Source organism: Nocardioides turkmenicus (genome assembly GCF_011045035.1).
Classification (GTDB): domain Bacteria; phylum Actinomycetota; class Actinomycetes; order Propionibacteriales; family Nocardioidaceae; genus Nocardioides; species Nocardioides turkmenicus.
In genome coordinates, this window is the sequence record NZ_JAALAA010000018.1 from 1 (window position 1) to 18,925 (window position 18,925).

Sequence of the window (18,925 nt, forward strand, 5' to 3'; positions counted from 1 at the left end):
CTCCCACGGGTGTTCGTGACGGCGGGGGCGGCGACAATGGGGGAGGAAGCAACGGGGGAGGAGGCAACGGTGGCGGCGGCCAAGGGGCGCCGATCAACATCCCCAGCATCGTGCAGGACCAGGGCAGACCGCTGAACGAGGTGCACGCGGAGATCGAGGCGAGCGTGCGCGAGCAGTGCGGCGGCGAGCTCTGCATCGACATCCGCGTGGTCGAGGCAGATCCCAACTTCGGTGTCTGCCAGTTCGTACGCACCGATCCGGAGCAGGGCTCCTCCGTCGAGCGCGGCGCATCTGTGCTGATCCTGGCGGGCACCCAGCCGTGTGATGACCCGTCTCCTACGGATGACGTGACGGAGGACGACGGGACCGAGGAAGACGACGGTGTCGATGAGGACGACACGTCCGATGGCGACTCCACCTCGTGACGGTCCGGACGCGACCGCAGACGGATCGGTCGGGCTCTCCCGCTTGGGGCGGATCGCTGCGGAGATCATCGCGCCGACCAGCCTGCTGACCGCGGTCTTCTTCTACTTCGGCTGGTCCCACGCGTACTGGTTCTTCGACTACTTCGGGGTGAACTCCACCCTGCTGGGGCTGACGACGCAGGACTACCTGATGCGCGCGGTCGACGGCCTGTTCGTACCGATCACGGTGGCCGCTGTCTTCGGGCTGACGGCGGTATGGGTCCCCACGATGCTCCCAGAACGCCTCCATGCACGCATCCGCGACCGCATCGCTCCGATCGCGACGCCTGCCGCGGCCGGAGTCGGGCTGCTGCTGGTCGTGAACGGGCTGTCGCGGATCCTGTGGCGTACGCCGCTCAACCAGTCGCTGGCGGTGGCGCCGCTGTGCCTCGCGGCCGGTGTCCTGCTGCTCTGGTACGCGGCGCACCGACGGCGCGCCGTACGACCTGGTCCCACCCCCGAACCCCGGGACCACTGGAAGCCCTGGACCGAGTGGTCGGCGGTCTTCGCCATCGTCGCCCTGAGCCTCTTCTGGGCCGCGAACGACTACGCCGCCGCGGTGGGCACCACCCGTGCGCAGGAGTTCGTCCAGAACATCTCCGGCCACCCGAAGGTGATCGTCTACAGCGCATCGCGCCTCAATCTGGACCAGGTCGGTGTGCGGGAGCTGTCCTGCCCAGGCGCCGAGGCCGCCTTCGGCTTTCGCTACGACGGGCTGGTGCTGGTGCTGTACGCGGGCGACCAGTACGTCCTGCTCCCGGAACGTTGGACGCCCGAGCGAGGTCGCGCGATCGTCCTCCCACGGACCGACGGCCTGCGGCTGGAGTTCGTCCCCAGCTCGTCGCGAGAGATCCGACCGACGCGCAGCTGTTAGCTCCGAGTAGCAGGGAAATGCAGAACCGGCCCTGAACTGCGTCTCCGCATATCAGGGCCGGTTTCTCGGTGGACGATACTGGGTTTGAACCAGTGACCTCTTCCGTGTCAAGGAAGCGCGCTACCGCTGCGCCAATCGTCCGTGGTTATTCATTTATATCAGGGTGGTGCTTCGAGGTGGGTACGGGATTTGAACCCGTGTACACGGATTTGCAGTCCGTTGCCTCGCCTCTCGGCCAACCCACCGCTGGAGGCAATGCCTCCGGTGGAGACCTACTCCGAGCGGACGACGAGGCTCGAACTCGCGACCTCAACCTTGGCAAGGTTGCGCTCTACCAACTGAGCTACGTCCGCTTGTTGCTTCCGGCCCGGTTTCCCGTGCCCTTGGCGACGAGAAGAACATTAACGGAGCCCGTGCCGGAGGCCAAATCGGGGGTCACCTTCGTGTCATTCGCCAGCAACCCGCGGGGCCCTTTCGGCGCGCATTCCGGCCTCTGACCAGGGACGTCTTAGAGTTGCGGCATGCGCGCGTGGATCGATGGTCAGCTTCTCGACAACCCGGCCGCCCCGGCGGTCTCCATCCGGGACCACGGTCTGGTGGTGGGCGACGGCGTCTTCGAGACGCTCAAGGTGATCGAGGACCAGCCGTTCGCGCTCGCGCTTCACCTCGACCGCCTGGAGCGGTCGGCGACCGGCCTCGGGCTGCCCGCACTCGACCGCGGGTTCATCGCCAAGGGCGTGGAGGCCGTGCTCGGAGCGGCCCCGACGGCGTACGGGCGTCTTCGGATCACCGTCACGGGCGGGCCGGCGCCGTTCGGGTCCGCCCGCGCGGAGGTTCCGCCCACGGTCATCATCGGCCTCGAGGACGCCGAGCCCAACCCGACCGAGACCAAGGTCGTCAGCGTGCCGTGGCGCCGCAACGAGCACGGTGCGACGAGCGGCCTGAAGACGACGTCGTACGCCGAGAACGTGATCGCGCTCGCCGAGGCCCGCAAGCACGGGGCCAGCGAGGCGATCTTCGCCAACACCGTGGGCGACCTGTGCGAGGGCACCGGGAGCAACATCTTCTACGTGCTCGACGGGGCGCTGAAGACCCCGACGCTCTCCAGCGGCCCGTTGGCCGGCATCACCCGCGCCCTGGTGCTGGAGTGGTTCGGCGCCGAGGAGACCGACGAGCCGCTCGCCGAGGTCGAGGAGTACGCCACGGAGGTCTTCCTCACCTCCAGCCTGCGCGACGTGCAGGCCGTGACGGAATGGGGCACGCGCACCCTCCCGCACGGCCCGGTGACCCAGGCGGCGCAGGAGTCGTGGCGTACGAACGAGCCGAGCCTGCTCGGTCTCTGAGGACCGACGAACAGGGGTCAGCCGGTGAAGAGCTGCGCCGCCCGGCGCAGCGTCTCGATGACCCCGTAGGCCAGCGGGATCCCGACCAGGGCCCAGGCGGCTGCGATCTTGGCGTTCATGCTGCGCTCCTCTCGGACTCAGGGCGATCGGCGGACGTCGGCTCGTGGAACCTCTCCGGGACCTGGTGGACCAGGAGGTTGGCGACGAAGCCGATCGCCAGGAGACCGACCATGGTGAGCAGCGCCGGCCGGTAGGCGGCCGCGGTCAGGGTGCCAGGCTCGCCCTGCGCGTCGAGGAACGCGTTGATGATGAGCGGCCCGGCGATGCCGGCGGCCGACCAGGCGGTCAGGAGGCGGCCGTGGATGGCGCCGACCTGGAAGGTGCCGAAGAGGTCGCGCAGGTAGGCGGGGACGGTCGCGAAGCCGCCACCGTAGAACGACAGGATCACCACAGCGAGCAGCACGAACAGCGCCATCGAGGCGCTGCCGACCGTCGCCAGCAGCAGGTAGAGCACCAGCCCGACCCCGAGGTACATCATGTAGATCGGCCTGCGGCCGATGATGTCGGAGGTCGAGGACCAGATGAACCGCCCACCCATGTTGGCGATCGAGAGCAGCCCGACGAAGCCGCCCGCCGCGACAGCGCTGACCGACGAGACCCCACCGTCCCGGAAGAAGTCCTGGATCATCGGGGCGGCCTGCTCGAGGATGCCGATCCCGGCGGTGACGTTGCAGAAGAGCACGATCCAGACCAGCCAGAACGACCGCGTCCGGATCGCGTTGTTCGCCGAGACGCTGGCGGTGGTGACGAGCTTCTTCTCCTTCACGCTGGCGGGGTCCCAGCCGGCGGGTGTCCAGCCTTCCGGTGGGACCCGGACGGTGGCGGCACCGAAGGACATGAAGACCAGGTAGACCACGCCCAGGGTGAGGAACAGCATCATCACCGCGTGGCCGTCGGGGACGGTGGTCGCGTCACCGGTGTAGGACGGGTCGTAGAGCGCCAGCAGCCGGCCGCTCAGCGGGCTGGCGATCATCGCGCCGCCGCCGAAGCCCATGATCGCCATCCCGGTGGCCAGGCCCGGCCGGTCCGGGAACCACTTGATCAGCGTGGAGACGGGGGAGATGTAGCCGATCCCGAGACCGATGCCGCCGATGAAGCCGTAGCCGAGGTAGACCAGCCACAGCTGACCGGTGCCGATGCCGAGGGCACCGATGAAAAAGCCGGAGGCCCAGAACACCGCGGCCGCGGTCATCGCCGCGCGCGGTCCGTTGCGGTCGACCCAGGTGCCCATCACCGCGGCCGAGAGGCCGAGCATCACGATCGCGATCGAGAAGATCACCCCGATCGCGGTCTGGCTCGTGTCGAAGTGCTCGACCAGGGCGGTCTTGTAGACGCTGGTGGCGTACACCTGGCCGATGCAGAGATGGACGGCGAGAGCAGCAGGCGGAATGAGCCAGCGGCTGAAGCCGGGACCGGCCACCGTTCGCTCGCGAGAAAGGAAAGCTGGCAGCACTGTGACCTCCGAGGGGGTGCGGGTGACGCACATCACTACCACAGTTGACGTGGCAACGGCGAGGGTTCGCTTCCGGCCAGCGAAAAGCACGCACCCTCCCGTCCCGGACGTCCGGGACGTCCGGGACGGGAGGGTGCGCTGACGAATGAGAAGGCGGGCGGAGTGCCTACTCAGCGTCGAAGGAGCTGCCCAGCAGGTCCGCGATCAGCGCGTCGAGGTCCATGTGCTGGCTCTCAGAGCCGACCGGGACGGCCGAGAAGGACTTGCCGAGGAACATCTGCACCTCGCGCGAGTCGGCGGTCGCGATGAGGCGACCGTCGGGGGAGCTGAAGTCGAAGACGGCCACGGCCTTCGCATCCTCGTCGATGCTCGGGTAGATCTTCACGTCGCCCTCACCGGCGGGGGCGGCCAGGCCCTGCAGCATCAGGGTGCGGGAGACGACCCACTCGACGTCACCGGCGCTGGAGTGGAAGGTCAGGCTCACCGCGTACGGGTCGCTCTCGCGGTAGCCGAGGGTGGTCGGCACCTCCACCGTGCGGCCCCAGGGGTCGAGGCACGAGATCTTGATGTCCTGCTGCACTGCCGGGTGCTTGATGTCGCTCATTCGTCCGCTCCTTCTTGGTGGTCTTGCCAAGGAGACGGAGCGGTACGCGGCTGATGATGCCGTTTCCACGAACTTTCTGAACTGAGTTGTGGAGGCCCTGATCACACCCGCGCGAGGGCGGCTTCCAGGCGGGCGACAGGGGAGGCGAGGTTGTAGGTCGCGGCCAGCTCGTGCAGGCGTTCCGGGTCGGCCGGAGCACTGGGCAGGGCCGTACGGGTGCGGTCCAGCGGGAGGTCCCGGGCGACCGCCACGACCTGCGGCGCGACCGCCAGGTAGTCGACGGCGTCGATGAACTTCTGGCGCTGCGCCTTGGTGAGCGACGTGGTCGGGTCGGCGACGGCGGCGACGATCCCCTCCAGGTCCCCGTACTGCTCGAGCAGCTTGGCCGCGGTCTTCTCGCCCACACCCTTCACCCCCGGGAGGCCGTCAGACGTGTCACCGCGCATGGTGGCGAAGTCGGCGTACTGCGCGGCGGTGATGCCGTACTTGGCGAGCACCCACTTCTCGTCCACCAGATCCGGGTCACCGACACCTCGCGTCGGGTAGAGGATGCGTACGCCGGCGGCATCGTCGACGAGCTGGAAGAGGTCACGGTCGCCGGTGACGACGTCGACCGGCATCCCCGCGTTGGTGGCGAGGGTGCCGATGACGTCGTCGGCCTCGTAGCCGTCGGCGCCGATGACACAGATCCCGGCCGCCGCGAGCACCTCGCGGATGATCGGCACCTGGACCTCCAGCGGGTCGGGAACCTCCTCCACGTCCGGAGCGGTCTCGCGCTCCACCACGACCCGGTGCGCCTTGTAGGACGGGATGAGGTCGACCCGCCACTGCGGGCGCCAGTCGTTGTCCCAGCAGCACACCAGGTCGGTGGGGGAGTAGTCGTTGACCAGCCGGGAGATGAACTCCAGCAGACCGCGGACGGCGTTGACCGGGGTGCCGTCCTCGGCCTTGATGTCGGGCACACCGAAGTAGGCCCGGAAGTAGAGCGACGCGGTGTCCAGCAGGAGCATTCGAGGTTCAGCCACGAGTGAAGCCTAATGAATCGCCCGCGTCGTGTCGGTCGGGTCGGACGAGAGTCTCTGGGCGAGCCAGATCGGCGCGACCGAGACGACGATCATCACGACCGCGACCACGTTGACGATCGGCGCCTGACCGGGGCGGAACAGGTTGGTCAGGATCCAGACCGGCAGGGTGGTGACACCGGGGCCGGCGGCGAACGTCGTCACGATGATCTCGTCGAAGCTGAGCGCGAAGGCCAGCAGCCCGCCGGCCAGCAGCGCCGAGCGCAGCTGGGGAAGCGTGACCAGCCGGAAGGTGGTCCACATCCCCGCTCCCAGATCAGCGGAGGCCTCCTCGAGGTTGCCACCCATCCGCCGCAGCCGGGCCTGCACGTTGTTGAAGACGGTCACGATGCAGAACGTCGCGTGCGCCACCACGAGCGTGAAGAACCCCAGACGTACGCCGAGGATCGACGAGAACGCGTTGGACAGGGCGATGCCGGTGACGATGCCGGGCAGGGCGATCGGCAGCACCACCAGCAGGTTCACGGTGTCCTTGCCGAAGAAGGAGTAGCGCTGCATCGCCAGGCCGAGCAGGGTGCCGAGGACGAGCGCGAGCACCGTGGCACAGGCCGCGACCGTCAGCGAGGTGAGGATCGCGTCGTGCGCTCCCGGGTTGACCGCCGCCCGCTGCCACCACTGCGTGGTGAAGCCGCTGGGCGGCCAGGTCAGCGCCTGGGAGGTGTTGAACGAGTTCACCACGACCAGGGCCAGCGGCGCGTAGAGCACCGCGAGCACCAGGCCGGTCACCACGGCGAGCAGGCGCCGGGTCGATCGCGAGATGGTCATAGGTTCTCCAGAGCTCCGGTCCGGCGCACCAACGCCAGATAGATCATGATCACGACGATCGGGATGAGCGCGATCGCGGCGGCCAGCGGCAGGTTCGACCCCGAGTTGATGTAGACGAGGTTGCCGAGCATCTGGTTCGCACCGCCGACGATGTTGACCGTGATGTAGTCACCCATGGTCAGCGAGAACGAGAAGATCGACCCCGCGACCAGGCCGGGCACCACCAGCGGCAGCACCACGGTGCGGAACGTCAGCGCCGGCCGGGCGCCGAGATCACCGGCGGCGTCGAGCAGCGAGTCGGGGACACGTTCGTAGGCGGCGTACACCGGCAGGATGACGTACGGAAGCCAGATGTACGCCTGGGTGAGCACGATCGCGGTGAAGCCGAATCCCGGCGAGCCGAGCCCGACCAGGCCGCCGGCCCAGTCCAGCAGGCCGCCGTTGGACAGCAGCGAGCGCCAGGCGAGCGCCTTGACGAGGTAGGACGCCCACAGCGGCATCAGGAACGCGATCACCAGGAGGTGACGGGAGCGCCGAGAGGCGACCTTGGCCATGTAGAAGCCGACCGGCAGCGCGATCGCGCAGTCGATCAGCGTGACCAGGAGCGCCACCCCGAGGGTGCGCAGCGTGACGGACCGGTAGAGCGCCTCGCCGGTGATCTCGCGGACGTTGTCGAGGGTGAAGGTGCGCTCGAGCTCGTTGGTGAAGGAGTCGATCGTCCAGAACGCCGTCACCAGGAGCGCGGCCAGGGCGACGACGTAGACGAGCACGAGCCACGTGAGGGGAGCGGCCAGCAGGAGGCCGAGGCGGATGCCCGGCCTCCTGCTGAGCGTGCTGCTGATGGAGCTCAAGGTCACCCCTTGATCTCTGCCCAGGCCTTGGTCCAGTCCTGGTAGTCGGTGCACTTGACGTCGGTCCGGCCGTCCAGGCACTTCTCGATCGGCGTGTTCCAGAACCAGATCTTCTCGGCGTACTCCGCGTCACCGGCGTGGAAGGTCTCGCAGTGGCCCTCGGAGGCGAACTCGCAGGCCTTGTCGGAGTTGGGGGCCTCACCGAAGTATTCGGTCGCCTGGGCGTTGATCTTCGGGTCGGAGATGTGGTTGAGCCAGGCGTAGGCGCAGTTCGGCGACTTCGCCTTCGACGAGATCATCCAGGTGTCGTTCCAGCCGGTCGCGCCCTCGGAGGGGAGGATCGCCTCGACGGAGGCCTTTTTCGGGTCGATCAGGTTGGCGATGACCTGCCAGGTGGTGCCGACCACGGTGTCACCGGTCTCGAACGAGGCCTGCGTCTTGGTGTAGTCGGACCAGTACTCACCGACGGAGGCCCGCTGGGTCTTGAGCAGCTCGACGGCCGCGTCCAGCTGCTTCTCGTCGAGCGAGTAGGGGTTCTCGATGCCCAGGTCGGGCTGGTGAGCCATCAGGTAGACGGCGGCGTCGGCGATGTAGATCGGCGAGTCGTACGCGGTGACCTTGCCCTTGTGCTTCGGCGCGTCCTCGAAGACCGCCTTCCACGAGGTCGGGGCCGGGGTGACGTCCTTGGTGTTGTACATCAGCAGGTTGGCGCCGTAGCCGTGCGGGATGCCGTAGTTCTTGTCGTCCACGGTGTTCCACTCGCGGTCCTTGAGGAAGTCGTAGATGCCCTCGTAGTTGGGGATCAGGTCGGTGTTGACCTCGGCCGCCTCGCCTGCCGCGATCATCCGCAGGGTGAGGTCGCCGGAGGCGGCCACGACGTCGTACTCCCCGGACTTGGCCAGGTTGAAGGCCTCGTCGGAGGTGCCGTAGACCTTGGAGGTCACCTGGCAGCCGGTCTCCTTCTCGAAGCCGGAGACCCAGTCGACCTTCGGGTCGGTCGAGCCGTCCTCGACGTAGCCGGGCCAGGCGAGGATCGAGACCTCGCCCTCGTTCTCGCCGAGCTTCTCGACCGCGCCGGTCGACTCGCTCCCGCTGTCACCGCCGCAGGCGGTGAGCGTGATCAGGGACAGTGCCGCGACCGCTCCGCCAAGGGTGCGGGTGGCGGTGTACCTGGTTGGGATGGTGCGCATGATCAAACCTCTCTGGTGGGTTCTGGCTCATCGGTGTTGCACGGCACGGGACGAGCCGGTGCCCAGAGGGACCAGATCGCCCGGCGACCAGGAGGCGACCACGCGGTCGCCCCGAGACTCTGGTTCGGCGGCATCCGGGTGCAGGGCGCCGCGGCTCTGCTCGAGGGCGACCAGCCTGGTGCCGTCCTCGAGCTCGATGTGGACGCGATGACCGGTGCCGATGTAGATCGACTCGGTGATCACCCCGGCGGCGGTCATCGCGCCGGCCGGGGCGGTCGCGGTCGCGGGGGAGAGCAGGATCTTCTCGGGCCGCAGGGCGAAGGCGCCCTCCATCTTCAGCACCCGCTTGGCGATCTCCTCGTCGAAGACGTTGGAGGTGCCGACGAAGTCGGCGACGTACTGGGACGTCGGCCGCTCGTAGATCTCCTTCGGCGTGCCCAGCTGCACGATCCGGCCGCTGTCGAAGACCGCGATCCGGTCGCTGAGGGTCAGCGCCTCCTCCTGGTCGTGGGTGACGAAGACGAAGGTGATCCCCAGCTCGCGCTGGATCTGCTTGAGCTCGACCTGCATCTGCTCACGGAGCTTGAGGTCGAGCGCGCCGAGCGGCTCGTCGAGGAGCAGCACCTTGGGACGTACGACGATCGAGCGGGCCAGCGCGACCCGCTGCCGCTGCCCGCCGGAGAGCTCGGTCGGCTTCCGGGCCGCGACGTGGTCGAGCCGGACCATCGCCAGCGCCTCCCGTGCGCGGGAGCTCCGCTCGGCCTTCCCGACGCCACGGACGCGCAGCCCGTACGCGACGTTCTCCAGCACGTTGAGGTGGGGGAAGAGCGCGTAGTCCTGGAAGACGGTGGTGACGTCGCGGTCGAACGGGGCGAGCGCGGTGACGTCCTCGCTGCCGAGACGGATCGTGCCGGAGTCCGCGCGCTCGAAGCCCGCGATCAGGCGCAGCACCGTCGTCTTGCCGGAGCCGGAGGGCCCGAGCATCGAGAAGAACTCGCCGTCGCCGATGGTCAGGTCGAGAGCGTCGACGGCCATCACGTCGCCGTACGCCTTGGACACGGCGTCGAGCTGGATCTGCGGAGATTCGGTCGGTCGCATTGTTGAATCATATGGAACCAGATCTTAGATTTTAAAGACCTTCTGCGTAAGTTCTTCGTGAACCCACTCGAAGGAGGAGCCCGATCGTGGCCAACCCCCGTGCGATCACCTCGCGCGCCCGGTCGGCGATCTTCGCGCCGATCGGCGACGAAGGCAGAGCCGTACGTGTCGAGAACCGGCTGGCGGAGGCGATCCGCTCCGGCGTCCTCGCCGACGGTGACCGGCTGCCGAGCGAGCTCGAGCTCGCCCAGATGCTCGGGGTGGCGACCGTGACCGCCCGGGAGGCGCTGGTCTCGCTGCGGGCGCAGGGCCTGGTCGTGACGACGCGCGGACGTGGCGGCGGTTCGTTCGTGCGCGCGCCCGATCCCGGGGACGTCGTGAAGGGTCGGCTCGCCACGATGTCGCGCGTGGAGCTGCGCGACCGGGCGAGTCTCTATCTGGTGGTGGTGACCGGCTGCGCCGAGCTCGCCGCGGAACGGGCCGCTCCGGACGAGGTCGAGGACCTCCAGGATCTGCTGGTCCCTGTGGACGAGGAGGACGTCGGCCGGTGGCGCGACGCGGAGAGCGAGCTCTATCTCTCCGTCGCCGCGTTGACGCAGTCGGCGCGTCTCACCCGAGAGGTGGTGCGTCAGGAGGCCGACTTCGGTACGTTGCTGCGAGTGCCGCTGAGCGAGCCGGACTTCCGTCAGGCCTCCGCCGGACGGCATCGGGCGCTGGTCGCCGCACTGGGGTCGGGCGACGTCGCCGCGGCCCGCACGAGCGTACGCGACCACGTGACCCACGCCGTTGAACGTCTGACCGAGATCCACGAGGTGGTACGCCAGTGAACATCGATGTGTCCGCCGACTGTGCCGTCCGGATCGAGCAGCACTTCGGGTCCATCCTCACCGAGCTCGAGCGGGTCCGCGCCGAGGTCGGCGCCCTCTTCGCCGCCGGCCCGGTCGACTCGGACCACCTCCGGACGCACGTCGAGGCGGGCACGCTGGCGTTCCTCCAGGACCAGAACCTGCTGGGCGGCGGGTTCGTCGCCGCCCCGGACGCGCTCAGCGATCGCCGGCTCTACCTGGCCTGGTGGCAGGGGCCGGGCCGAGACTTCCTCGGCGAGGCCGAGGTGCCCGGCACGAGGGACGCCATCGACTACACCCGCCAGTCGTGGTTCCGCGTCCCGGAGCGCACCGGGCAGCTGCACGTCGCCGGTCCGTACGTCGACTTCGTCTGCGCCGACGAATACGTCATGACCACGACGCTGCCGGTCTACGCGGACGGCCGCCTGGTCGGTGTCGCCGGCGCCGACACCACGGTCGAGACCCTCGAGCGGATGCTGCTGCCCGGCCTGCGCGAGGTGCGCGGCACGCTGGTCAACGCGCACGGCAGAGTGGTCGTCTCCGCGGACCCGCACCGGGCCACCGGCGAGGCGCTGGGCACGGTTCCCGACGCGGCCCCGGGCGGCAGGCTGCTCGCCGTCGTCCAGGCCACCGCCGACGGTCACGGAGCACCGAAGCCGATCGCCGGCTGGCCCGCCTGATGCCGTAAATCTTTCGACATCAACTAGTTTTTTGGACGATGCGGCGGAGATATTGCTGTTGTGGGTACGCTATCGCCGTGACTGCACCTGAGATCGAGGCCACCGACCGTAAAATCCTCCAGCTGCTGGCGGAGGACGGTCGGATGTCCTACACCGACCTGGGCAAGGCGACCGGCCTGTCGACCTCGGCGGTGCACCAGCGCGTCAAGCGACTCGAGCAGCGTGGCCTCATCACCGGCTACGGCGCGACGGTCAACTACGCCGCGATCGGCGTGCCGCTGACCGCGTTCGTCGCGGTGCAGCCGATGGACCCGTCGCAGCCCGACGACTGCCCCGAGCGCGTCGCCGACCTCCACGAGGTCGAGGCCTGCTGGTCGATCGCGGGCGTGGAGTCCTACATGCTCAAGGTGCGGGTGGCCACGCCCGAGGCGCTCGAGGAGCTGCTCGGCCGGATCCGCTCGGTCGCGAACGTGTCCACCCGGACCACGATCGCGATGTACACCTACTACGAGAACCGCCCGACCCTGACCCACTGAGCCCGAATCTGGGCGTGGGCTGCGGGGCCGGGCGGATCACGGTCACTTCCCGTGGGTGCGCCACCACTCCTGGCCCGACTCGGGCAGGGTGTGGATCGGGTCGTAGTACTCGTAGGTCCTGGTGAGCGCCTCCGGGTCGGACGCCTCGATCGAGGTGCGGTAGTTCTTGGTCCAGTAGGAGATGCCGCGCTCGGTGTCGTAGTCGGCGAGCTGGTGGACCCAGCGCTTCCCGACGAATGGTACGTCGCAGACGATGCGCGGGGTGGCGAACCCGGGCAGATAGCCCATGATGTCGTGCTGCATCCGCTGCGCGTCGGCGACCGAGACCCGCCAGTGCTCCGAGAACGGGATCATGTCGCACATGTAGAAGTAGTAGGGCATGATCTGCGCGCCGTCGAGGAGGCGGAAGCAGAGGTCGAGCAGCGAATGGCTGTCGGCGTTGACGCCGGCGAGCAGCACTCCCTGGTTGCGTACGTCCCGCACCCCTGCTGCCAGCAGCGCCTTCGACGCCTCGGCGACCAGGGGAGTGACCGAGTTGGCGTGGTTGGCGTGGGTGTGGACCGCCAGTGAGACGCCGCGCTCGCGGGCGATCGTGGTCACCCGGTTCATCCCCTCCAGGAGCGGCTCCTGGAGCCAGTGCTGGGGGAGACCGACCAGACCCTTGGTGGCCAGCCGGATGTCGCGGATGTTGTCGATCTCCATCAGCTTGGTGAGGAAATCCTCCAGCCGCGGCCACGGGAGGTTGGCGACGTCGCCGCCGGAGACGACCACGTCGCGCACCTGCGGGGTGTTGCGGAGGTAGTCGAGCATCGCCTCGTGGCGGTCGACCGGCTTGCCGGTGAGCTTGAGCTTGTCGATGACCGGGGTCGAGTTGCCGACCAGGTCCATCCGGGTGCAGTGGCCGCAGTACTGCGGGCAGGTGGAGAGCAGCTCGGCGAGCACCTTGGTCGGGTAGCGGTGGGTCAGCCCCTCGGCGACCCACATGTCGTGCTCGTGCAGCGAGTCACGGCTCGCCTGCGGGTGGGAGGGCCAGTCGGTGCGACGGTCGGAGAAGACCGGGATCATGTAGTGCCGGATCGGGTCTGCGTAGAAGGCGGCGGTGAACTCCTCGCCGGCGTCTGCACCCGAGGGGACCATCGTGTTGAGCATCTGCGGCGGCACGAGCATCGACATGGTCGCCCGCTCGGCCATGTCCTTCTCGAGGTCCGCGTAGAACCGCTCGTCGAGAAGATCGCCCATCAGGGCACGCAGCTGACGGACGTTCTTGATGCAGTTGACGCGCTGCCACTGCACGTCGCGCCACTGCTCCTCGGTCACGTCGGCCCATCCCGGGAAACGGGTCCAGTCGGGTTCGACCAGCTCAACGCGCTGGTAGGCGTAGGGCTGTCCGTCGCGGGTCGTAGGCTCGATGGTTGCCGTCATGTTCTCCACCATAGCGGGAGATCCTCCGGTGATTGCAAGACTAGGCCGCAATTCTTCCATCGATCGCTGGTAGGGTCCGCCGTGAGATGCACGCAAGGAGGCGTACGACGATGACCACTTCTGACCCGACAGGCCTGCACCGGGTGCTCGACAAGCCAGTGGGCGGCTCGTTGCCGCTGCCTCAGGCGGCCCGCAGACTCGACATCCGCAAGGAGCTGTGGCCCGACGAGGTGCGGATCCGCGTGGAGCGGCTGAACCTGGACGCCGCCTCGTTCCGGCAGCTCGAGTCCGCGCACGACGGCGACGGAGATGCCGTACGCCGCGAGGTGCTCGACATCGTCGCCGACCGCGGCAAGATGCAGAACCCGGTGACCGGCTCGGGCGGGATGCTCGTCGGTGTGGTCGAGGAGGTCGGCCCGGAGTCGCCGCTGGGGCTGAAGGTCGGCGACCGGGTCGCGACCCTGGTGTCGTTGACGCTGACCCCGCTGGTGATCGAGGACGGGCTCGCCGGCTGGGGTGGTGACTCCGAGCAGGTGCCGTGCGACGGTTACGCGATCCTGTTCGGCCGCTCGATCGCTGCGGTCCTGCCCGACGACCTCGCCCCGGAGCTCGCGCTGTCGGTGATGGACGTGTGCGGCGCCCCGGCCCTGACCCGTCGGGTCTCGGAGCGCTATCGGCGCGGAGTCGTCGCCGTGATCGGCGGCGGCGGCAAGTCCGGGTCGCTGTCGCTGGCGGCCGCCCGCGACGCAGGAGCCGGCCACCTGATCGGCATCGTCCCGACCGAGGCCGAGGCGTCACGCCTTCGCGAGGCGGACCTCGCCGACGAGGTCGTCGTCGCCGACGCCCGCAACCCGGTCGCCCTGCGCGACGCGGTCGCCAAGGCCGGCGGCCCGGCCGACGTCACGGTCGTCTGCGTGGACGTCCCCGGCTGCGAGGGCGGCGCCATCCTCGCCACCGCCGACCAGGGCACCGTCGTCTTCTTCTCGATGGCGACCTCCTTCTCCGCCGCTGCGCTGGGCGCCGAAGGTCTCGCCGCCGACGTCACGATGCTCGTCGGCAACGGCTACGTCCCCGGCCATGCGGCGTACGCGCTCGATCTTCTGCGCGCCAACCCCGGTGTCCGGTCACTCTTCGAGGGCAGACTGGCGTCGTGACCCGCATCCTCCTGCGCAACGGTGTGATCCACACCGGCCTGGCTACGGGCGAGCCGGTCTCGGCGATGGCCGTCGAGGACGGGCGCATCGTCTGGACCGGCACCGACCCCGACACCTACGACACGACTCCCGACGAGGAGGTCGACCTCGCCGGACGACTGGTGACGCCGGCCTTCGTGGACAGCCATGTCCACGTCGTCGAGACCGGCGACCAGCTCCTCGGCCTCGACCTGGTCGGGGTGACCAGCCGCGAGGCAGTGCTCGACAAGGTCGCTGCGTACGCCTCCGGCCTGGGGCCCGACGGCTTCGTCCTCGGCCAGGGCTGGGACGAGACGCTCTGGTCCGACCCGGCGGTGCCGACCGCTGCCGAGATCGACCGTGCCGCCGGCGGGCGCAAGGCCTACCTCAAGCGCATCGACGGCCACTCCGCCGTCATCTCCGGCACCCTGCTGGCCGAGGTCCCCGGGATCGCCGGGCTGCCGGGCTGGTCGGCCGACGGGCTGCTCGCGCTGGAGGCCCTCCGTGCGCTGCTGCCCGCGCTGGAGACGCTCGTCCCGGCGGATCATGCCGAGCGGCGCGCACGAGCTGGTCTGGCAGCGATGGCCGCGCTCGGGATCGGCGCCTTCCACGACAACTCCGGGCCGACGATCGGCCCAGAGTCCGACCTGATCGCGGTGCAGACCGAGGCCGCCGCGGCCGGCATGCACGGCACCTACTACTGGGGCGCTCACCTCGGCTTCGACGACCTGAAGCGGCTCGACGACATCTCCGGCCTGGCCGGGGACCTGACCGCCGACGGCTCGCTCGGATCCCGCAGCGCGGCGCTGACCAGCGACTACGCCGACCTCGCCGGCCACCGCGGTCACGCCTACCTCGACCCCGAGCAGATGGCCGAGCACATCATCGGCTGCACCCGCCGCGGCGTACAGGCCGGCTTCCACTGCATCGGCGACCAGGCGATCGACAACATCGCGCGGGCGTTCCGGCTCGCCGCGCGGGCGCTCGGCCCCGAGGTGCTGCGGGCAGCGCGTCACCGGCTCGAGCACTGCGAGCTGCCCTCACCGACGGCGATCGAGATCTTCGCCGACCTCGGGGTGATCGCGAGCATGCAGCCGATGTTCGACGGGCTCTGGGGCGGCTCGGACCGGATGTACGCCGCCCGCCTGGGGGAGCGCTGGCAGGAGATGAACCCGTTCCGGACCCTGCTCGACGCCGGCGTGCGCATCGCCTTCGGCTCCGACTCGCCGGTCACACCGCTCGACCCCTGGGCGGCCGTGCACGCAGCCGTGCACCACCACACGCCCGACCAGGGCATCACCCCGGAGGAGGCGTTCGCGGCGCACACCGCCGGCGGCTGGTACGCAGCCGGCATCGACGACGCCGGGACGCTGGCGGTCGGCCAGCGCGCGACGTACGCCGTGTGGGACCGCACCGCGTTCCCCGACCTGACCTCACCCGACGTCGCCGACGTCACCACGCCGTGCCTGCAGACCGTCGTCGACGGCAGGACCGTATTCGAGAAGGAGGGTGTCCGGTGAGACTCGATCTGGACCCACGCACGATCGCCCAGGCCCGCGCGCTGGCCGCCAAGGCAGGCGAGCCGATCGTCGAGATGGCCACGAAGCACACCACCGTCGCCGTCGAGCGGGCCACGCTGCGGCTGGCCGGCCTCGCCGGCGCCGACCCGGACGGCACCCCGTGGGTGAACCACCTGGTCGACGCGGTGCGGGCCGACATCGGTCTGGAGCACGGCATCGCACTGCCGGTGTGGCACGCGCTGGCCGCTCACGGCAACGACCTGTCCCGGCTCGCCGAGGAGGCCGCGGCCGGCCAGGTGACCTTCCGCCTGCCCGAAGGCGCCGAGGCCGAGCTCGCAGCCAAGCACGCCCGTGAGGCGGTCGGGGTCGGCATCGCCCGCCTCGACGCGAGCCGGGTCGCCCGCGAGCGGATGATCGCCGAGATCGGCGACGCGCCCCGCAAGCCCTGGATCTACCTGATCGTCGCGACCGGCGACATCTACGAGGACATCCCGCAGGCGCAGGCCGCCGCCCGTGAGGGCGCCGACATCATCGCGGTCATCCGCTCGACCGGCCAGTCGCTCCTCGACTACGTGCCCGAGGGCGCCACCCGCGAAGGGTTCGCCGGGACGTACGCGACGCAGGAGAACTTCCGGCTCATGCGCGCGGCACTGGACGAGACCAGCCGAGAGCTCGGCCGCTACGTACGCCTCACCAACTACGCGAGCGGGCTGTGCATGCCCGAGATCGCGGCGCTGGCGGGCATGGAGCGCCTCGACATGATGCTCAACGACTCGATGTACGGGATCCTGTTCCGCGACATCAACCCGGTGCGTACGTTCGTCGACCAGCGGCTCTCGCGCCAGATCCACGCCCGCGCGGGGATCATCATCAACACCGGCGAGGACAACTATCTCACCACCGCCGACGCGGTCGAGGCGGCGCACACGGTGACCACCTCACAGCTGCTCAACGAGTACTTCGCCAAGGAGGCCGGCCTCGAGGACTGGCAGCTGGGTCTCGGCCACGCCTTCGAGATCAACCCGGACGTACCGGACTCCTTCCGCCTCGAGCTCGCGCACGCACTGCTGGCGAAGACGATCTTCCCGGACGCGCCGCTGAAGTGGATGCCCCCGACGCGGCACATGACCGGCGACATCTTCAAGGGCTACCTGCTCGACGGGTTCTTCAACCTCGCCGGCGCGATGACCGACCAGGGCATCCTGCTCGTCGGGATGATGACCGAGGCGGTCGTGACGCCCTGGCTCTCCGATCGCGACCTGGCCCTGCAGAACGTCCGGTACGTCATGGACGCCGCCGGGCGCCTCGGCGAGGACTTCCACCCGGCTCCCGACGGGTTCATCGCCAACCGGGCGCGTGAGGTGCTGGGGGAGTCGATCGACCTGCTCGGGAAGATCATCGACGAGCCCAACGGGCTCCTGGACGCCATCGCCGACGGCACCTTCGGCCTCATGAAGCGGCCCGCCGGCGCCGGCAAGGGTCTCGAGGGCGTGGCCGAGAAGTCCGAGGCGTACTACAACCCGGCCAGCGCCGAACTAGACAAGCAGAGCTTGGAGGGCAACGAATGAGCATCATCAGGCCGTACGGCGACACCACCGGCGACGGGATGGTGCAGGTCTCCTTCACGCTGCCGATCAAGCACAGCAAGGTCGCCGACGGCGCCGCACTGCAGCTGGCCAACAAGATGGGCATGGAGCCGGCGATGGTCGTCCACTCCAAGCCGATGGGCGACGACTTCACCTTCTTCGTCGTCTACGGGCAGGTGAACCACCTCGTCGACACCGACAAGGTGCAGGTCGTCGAGCGCGACTTCCCGCTGCTGACGCCGAAGGAGGCAAACGCGGTGATCAAGGAGACGCTGCGGCGCCCGATGGTCGTCGTCGGCGCCTGCATCGGCACCGACGCCCACACCGTCGGCATCGACGCGATCCTCAACATCAAGGGGTTCGCGGGGGAGAAGGGGCTGGAGTACTACAAGGAGATCGAGGTCGTGAACCTCGGTGCCCAGGTCTCCGTGCCCGCTCTCGTCGAGGCCGCCGTCACCCGGCGCGCCGACGCCGTGCTGGTCTCCCAGGTCGTCACCCAGCGCGACGCCCACCTGCTCAACACCCGGGAGATGTCCGCGGCCTTCCGCGAGGCCTATCCGGCGGGGGAGCGGCCGCTCCTCGTCGTCGGCGGGCCACGGTTCGACGAGTCGATGACCGCCGAGCTCGGCGTCGACCGCATCTTCGGCCGCGGCACCACCCCTGCCGAGGTCGCCTCCTACCTCGTCCACCGCACCACCTCGAAGGAGCCCGCCGCATGACGTCGCCCTCGCCCGAGCACGGGCCCAGCATCGGGACCAAGGTCGTCCACCGCCGCTACGTCCCCTACTCCCACGCCCACTACGCCGGCAACCTCGTCGACGGCGCCTACAGCCTGGGGCTCTTCGGCGACGTCGCGACCGAGATGTGCATCCTCACCGACGGCGACGAGGGCCTGTTCGCCTCCTACGACGACGTCCAGTTCAAGGCACCCGTCCGTGCCGGCGACGTCCTGGAGATCACCTGCGAGCTGATCAAGGCCGGGCGGCGGTCCCGGGTGATGGAGTTCGCCGTGTACGTCGTGGCTCGGGGAGCCGCGACCGAGGCCCGTCCCGGGGCTGCTGAGATACTGTCCGAGCCGATCCTCGCCACCTCCGCACGAGGCACCGTCGTCGTTCCCTGATCGCCGTAACGGATACGCGCACGCGACACGCCGAGGTTCCTCGAGAATTCTTCGGTTTTTCGCGCCCAGCAGGCTGTTGCTGACCTGCGGAAACATGTGTTTCCGCAGGTCAGTGCGGTGTTGACTTACGCGGAGCCAGCGGGTGATGGTGGCAGCGTTCGCCCAGGCAGAGTTGCGGTAGGCGGACCGGCGCTCGGCGGTTCGGGTCGGGGGGTGTCGCGCCAGGCATACCTTCGTCCCGTTTTATCGGGCGCGGTCAA

Annotated in this window: 19 protein-coding genes, 3 tRNA genes and 1 pseudogene; 11 read left to right on the forward strand and 12 right to left on the reverse strand. The window is 69.1% G+C overall.

From position 1 onward, the window contains the following. Together G5C66_RS19275 and G5C66_RS19280 are read left to right on the forward strand one after the other, a co-directional pair. Nucleotides 1-425: pseudogene (locus G5C66_RS19275) on the forward strand (hypothetical protein); the annotation flags it as partial. Next, on the forward strand, nucleotides 406-1,338 hold the full coding sequence (locus tag G5C66_RS19280; RefSeq protein WP_165112562.1) for a hypothetical protein: 933 nt from the start codon (nucleotides 406-408) through the stop codon (nucleotides 1,336-1,338). The pseudogene G5C66_RS19275 and the gene G5C66_RS19280, both read left to right, overlap by 20 nt. Nucleotides 1,339-1,407: 69 nt before the next feature. On the opposite strand, the gene G5C66_RS19285 is transcribed toward G5C66_RS19280, so the two are convergent. The 3 genes from G5C66_RS19285 to G5C66_RS19295 all read right to left on the reverse strand — a co-directional run bounded on the left by G5C66_RS19285 (nucleotide 1,408) and on the right by G5C66_RS19295 (nucleotide 1,691). Further along, nucleotides 1,408-1,479: transfer RNA gene (locus G5C66_RS19285), tRNA-Val, on the reverse strand. A 33-nt stretch (nucleotides 1,480-1,512) separates the two neighbouring features. Further along, nucleotides 1,513-1,583, reverse strand: a tRNA-Cys gene (locus G5C66_RS19290). 35 nt (nucleotides 1,584-1,618) lie between these two features. Beyond that, nucleotides 1,619-1,691: transfer RNA gene (locus G5C66_RS19295), tRNA-Gly, on the reverse strand. Nucleotides 1,692-1,859: 168 nt separating this feature from the next. Here G5C66_RS19295 and G5C66_RS19300 point away from each other — a divergent pair. Continuing rightward, nucleotides 1,860-2,681, forward strand: a complete 822-nt coding sequence (locus G5C66_RS19300; RefSeq protein ID WP_165112563.1) for an aminotransferase class IV — start codon at nucleotides 1,860-1,862, stop codon at nucleotides 2,679-2,681. A gap of 17 nt (nucleotides 2,682-2,698) precedes the next feature. On the opposite strand, the gene G5C66_RS27105 is transcribed toward G5C66_RS19300, so the two are convergent. From G5C66_RS27105 to G5C66_RS19335, 8 genes are all read right to left on the reverse strand, one after another. Continuing rightward, nucleotides 2,699-2,800 (reverse strand): MFS transporter small subunit, encoded by a 102-nt coding sequence (locus G5C66_RS27105; protein WP_420901748.1) that lies wholly within the window; start codon nucleotides 2,798-2,800, stop codon nucleotides 2,699-2,701. Continuing rightward, a complete protein-coding gene (locus G5C66_RS19305; protein ID WP_338144236.1) occupies nucleotides 2,797-4,161 on the reverse strand; it encodes an MFS transporter in 1,365 nt (454 codons plus the stop codon). The genes G5C66_RS27105 and G5C66_RS19305 overlap by 4 nt, the downstream gene beginning before the upstream one ends. Before the next feature lie 199 nt (nucleotides 4,162-4,360). After that, nucleotides 4,361-4,798, reverse strand: a complete 438-nt coding sequence (locus G5C66_RS19310; protein WP_165112564.1) for an SsgA family sporulation/cell division regulator — start codon at nucleotides 4,796-4,798, stop codon at nucleotides 4,361-4,363. A 101-nt stretch (nucleotides 4,799-4,899) separates the two neighbouring features. Further along, nucleotides 4,900-5,808, reverse strand: a complete 909-nt coding sequence (locus G5C66_RS19315; protein WP_165112658.1) for a 5'-3' exonuclease — start codon at nucleotides 5,806-5,808, stop codon at nucleotides 4,900-4,902. A gap of 24 nt (nucleotides 5,809-5,832) precedes the next feature. Further along, nucleotides 5,833-6,645, reverse strand: a complete 813-nt coding sequence (locus G5C66_RS19320) for an ABC transporter permease (protein ID WP_165112565.1) — start codon at nucleotides 6,643-6,645, stop codon at nucleotides 5,833-5,835. Next, the gene (locus tag G5C66_RS19325) at nucleotides 6,642-7,502 is read right to left on the reverse strand and encodes an ABC transporter permease subunit (RefSeq protein ID WP_165112566.1); all 861 of its coding nucleotides are present in this window, start codon (nucleotides 7,500-7,502) and stop codon (nucleotides 6,642-6,644) included. The genes G5C66_RS19320 and G5C66_RS19325 overlap by 4 nt, the downstream gene beginning before the upstream one ends. Next, complete coding sequence (locus tag G5C66_RS19330; RefSeq protein ID WP_165112567.1) at nucleotides 7,499-8,686, reverse strand: extracellular solute-binding protein; 1,188 nt, start codon at nucleotides 8,684-8,686, stop codon at nucleotides 7,499-7,501. The genes G5C66_RS19325 and G5C66_RS19330 overlap by 4 nt, the downstream gene beginning before the upstream one ends. A 27-nt stretch (nucleotides 8,687-8,713) precedes the next feature. Next, entirely contained in the window at nucleotides 8,714-9,784 is a 1,071-nt protein-coding gene (locus tag G5C66_RS19335; protein ID WP_165112568.1) for an ABC transporter ATP-binding protein, read from the reverse strand. A gap of 86 nt (nucleotides 9,785-9,870) precedes the next feature. Here G5C66_RS19335 and G5C66_RS26925 point away from each other — a divergent pair, with 86 nt between their 5' ends. The 3 genes from G5C66_RS26925 to G5C66_RS19350 all read left to right on the forward strand — a co-directional run bounded on the left by G5C66_RS26925 (nucleotide 9,871) and on the right by G5C66_RS19350 (nucleotide 11,845). Further along, a complete protein-coding gene (locus G5C66_RS26925; protein ID WP_165112569.1) occupies nucleotides 9,871-10,611 on the forward strand; it encodes a GntR family transcriptional regulator in 741 nt (246 codons plus the stop codon). After that, entirely contained in the window at nucleotides 10,608-11,309 is a 702-nt protein-coding gene (locus G5C66_RS19345; protein ID WP_165112570.1) for a PDC sensor domain-containing protein, read from the forward strand. Before G5C66_RS26925 ends, G5C66_RS19345 begins: the two co-directional genes overlap by 4 nt. A 77-nt stretch (nucleotides 11,310-11,386) precedes the next feature. Continuing rightward, nucleotides 11,387-11,845, forward strand: a complete 459-nt coding sequence (locus G5C66_RS19350) for an Lrp/AsnC family transcriptional regulator (protein WP_442940959.1) — start codon at nucleotides 11,387-11,389, stop codon at nucleotides 11,843-11,845. A 42-nt stretch (nucleotides 11,846-11,887) separates the two neighbouring features. Here G5C66_RS19350 and G5C66_RS19355 read toward each other — a convergent pair whose 3' ends face one another. Beyond that, a complete protein-coding gene (locus G5C66_RS19355) occupies nucleotides 11,888-13,267 on the reverse strand; it encodes a KamA family radical SAM protein (RefSeq protein ID WP_241248674.1) in 1,380 nt (459 codons plus the stop codon). Between the two features lie 110 nt (nucleotides 13,268-13,377). Here G5C66_RS19355 and kdd point away from each other — a divergent pair, with 110 nt between their 5' ends. Genes kdd through kal form a run of 5 tightly spaced genes read left to right on the forward strand, consistent with a single transcriptional unit; the run spans nucleotide 13,378 to nucleotide 18,665 of the window. Beyond that, complete coding sequence (gene kdd / locus G5C66_RS19360; protein ID WP_165112572.1) at nucleotides 13,378-14,421, forward strand: L-erythro-3,5-diaminohexanoate dehydrogenase; 1,044 nt, start codon at nucleotides 13,378-13,380, stop codon at nucleotides 14,419-14,421. After that, nucleotides 14,418-15,959 (forward strand): amidohydrolase, encoded by a 1,542-nt coding sequence (locus G5C66_RS19365; RefSeq protein WP_338144237.1) that lies wholly within the window; start codon nucleotides 14,418-14,420, stop codon nucleotides 15,957-15,959. Before kdd ends, G5C66_RS19365 begins: the two co-directional genes overlap by 4 nt. Further along, nucleotides 15,956-17,527 (forward strand): lysine 5,6-aminomutase subunit alpha, encoded by a 1,572-nt coding sequence (gene kamD, locus G5C66_RS19370; RefSeq protein ID WP_165112573.1) that lies wholly within the window; start codon nucleotides 15,956-15,958, stop codon nucleotides 17,525-17,527. Before G5C66_RS19365 ends, kamD begins: the two co-directional genes overlap by 4 nt. After that, entirely contained in the window at nucleotides 17,524-18,264 is a 741-nt protein-coding gene (kamE, locus tag G5C66_RS19375) for a lysine 5,6-aminomutase subunit beta (protein WP_165112574.1), read from the forward strand. The genes kamD and kamE overlap by 4 nt, the downstream gene beginning before the upstream one ends. Beyond that, nucleotides 18,261-18,665 carry a 3-aminobutyryl-CoA ammonia lyase gene (gene kal / locus G5C66_RS19380; protein ID WP_165112575.1) on the forward strand — a complete coding sequence of 135 codons (405 nt, stop codon included), beginning with the start codon at nucleotides 18,261-18,263 and terminating at the stop codon, nucleotides 18,663-18,665. The genes kamE and kal overlap by 4 nt, the downstream gene beginning before the upstream one ends. Nucleotides 18,666-18,925: the final 260 nt, after the last annotated feature.

Excerpts from the sequence above, each read along its gene's own strand:
- G5C66_RS19300 (WP_165112563.1), top strand. The coding sequence starts at position 1,860 with ATGCGCGCGTGGATCGATGGTCAGCTTCTCGACAACCCGGCCGCCCCG.
- G5C66_RS19330 (WP_165112567.1), bottom strand. The coding sequence starts at position 8,686 with ATGCGCACCATCCCAACCAGGTACACCGCCACCCGCACCCTTGGCGGA.
- kdd (WP_165112572.1), top strand. The coding sequence starts at position 13,378 with ATGACCACTTCTGACCCGACAGGCCTGCACCGGGTGCTCGACAAGCCA.
- G5C66_RS19280 (WP_165112562.1), top strand. The coding sequence starts at position 406 with ATGGCGACTCCACCTCGTGACGGTCCGGACGCGACCGCAGACGGATCG.
- kamE (WP_165112574.1), top strand. The coding sequence starts at position 17,524 with ATGAGCATCATCAGGCCGTACGGCGACACCACCGGCGACGGGATGGTG.
- G5C66_RS19315 (WP_165112658.1), bottom strand. The coding sequence starts at position 5,808 with ATGCTCCTGCTGGACACCGCGTCGCTCTACTTCCGGGCCTACTTCGGT.
- G5C66_RS19335 (WP_165112568.1), bottom strand. The coding sequence starts at position 9,784 with ATGCGACCGACCGAATCTCCGCAGATCCAGCTCGACGCCGTGTCCAAG.
- G5C66_RS27105 (WP_420901748.1), bottom strand. The coding sequence starts at position 2,800 with ATGAACGCCAAGATCGCAGCCGCCTGGGCCCTGGTCGGGATCCCGCTG.
- kal (WP_165112575.1), top strand. The coding sequence starts at position 18,261 with ATGACGTCGCCCTCGCCCGAGCACGGGCCCAGCATCGGGACCAAGGTC.
- G5C66_RS19355 (WP_241248674.1), bottom strand. The coding sequence starts at position 13,267 with ATGACGGCAACCATCGAGCCTACGACCCGCGACGGACAGCCCTACGCC.
- G5C66_RS19320 (WP_165112565.1), bottom strand. The coding sequence starts at position 6,645 with ATGACCATCTCGCGATCGACCCGGCGCCTGCTCGCCGTGGTGACCGGC.
- G5C66_RS19310 (WP_165112564.1), bottom strand. The coding sequence starts at position 4,798 with ATGAGCGACATCAAGCACCCGGCAGTGCAGCAGGACATCAAGATCTCG.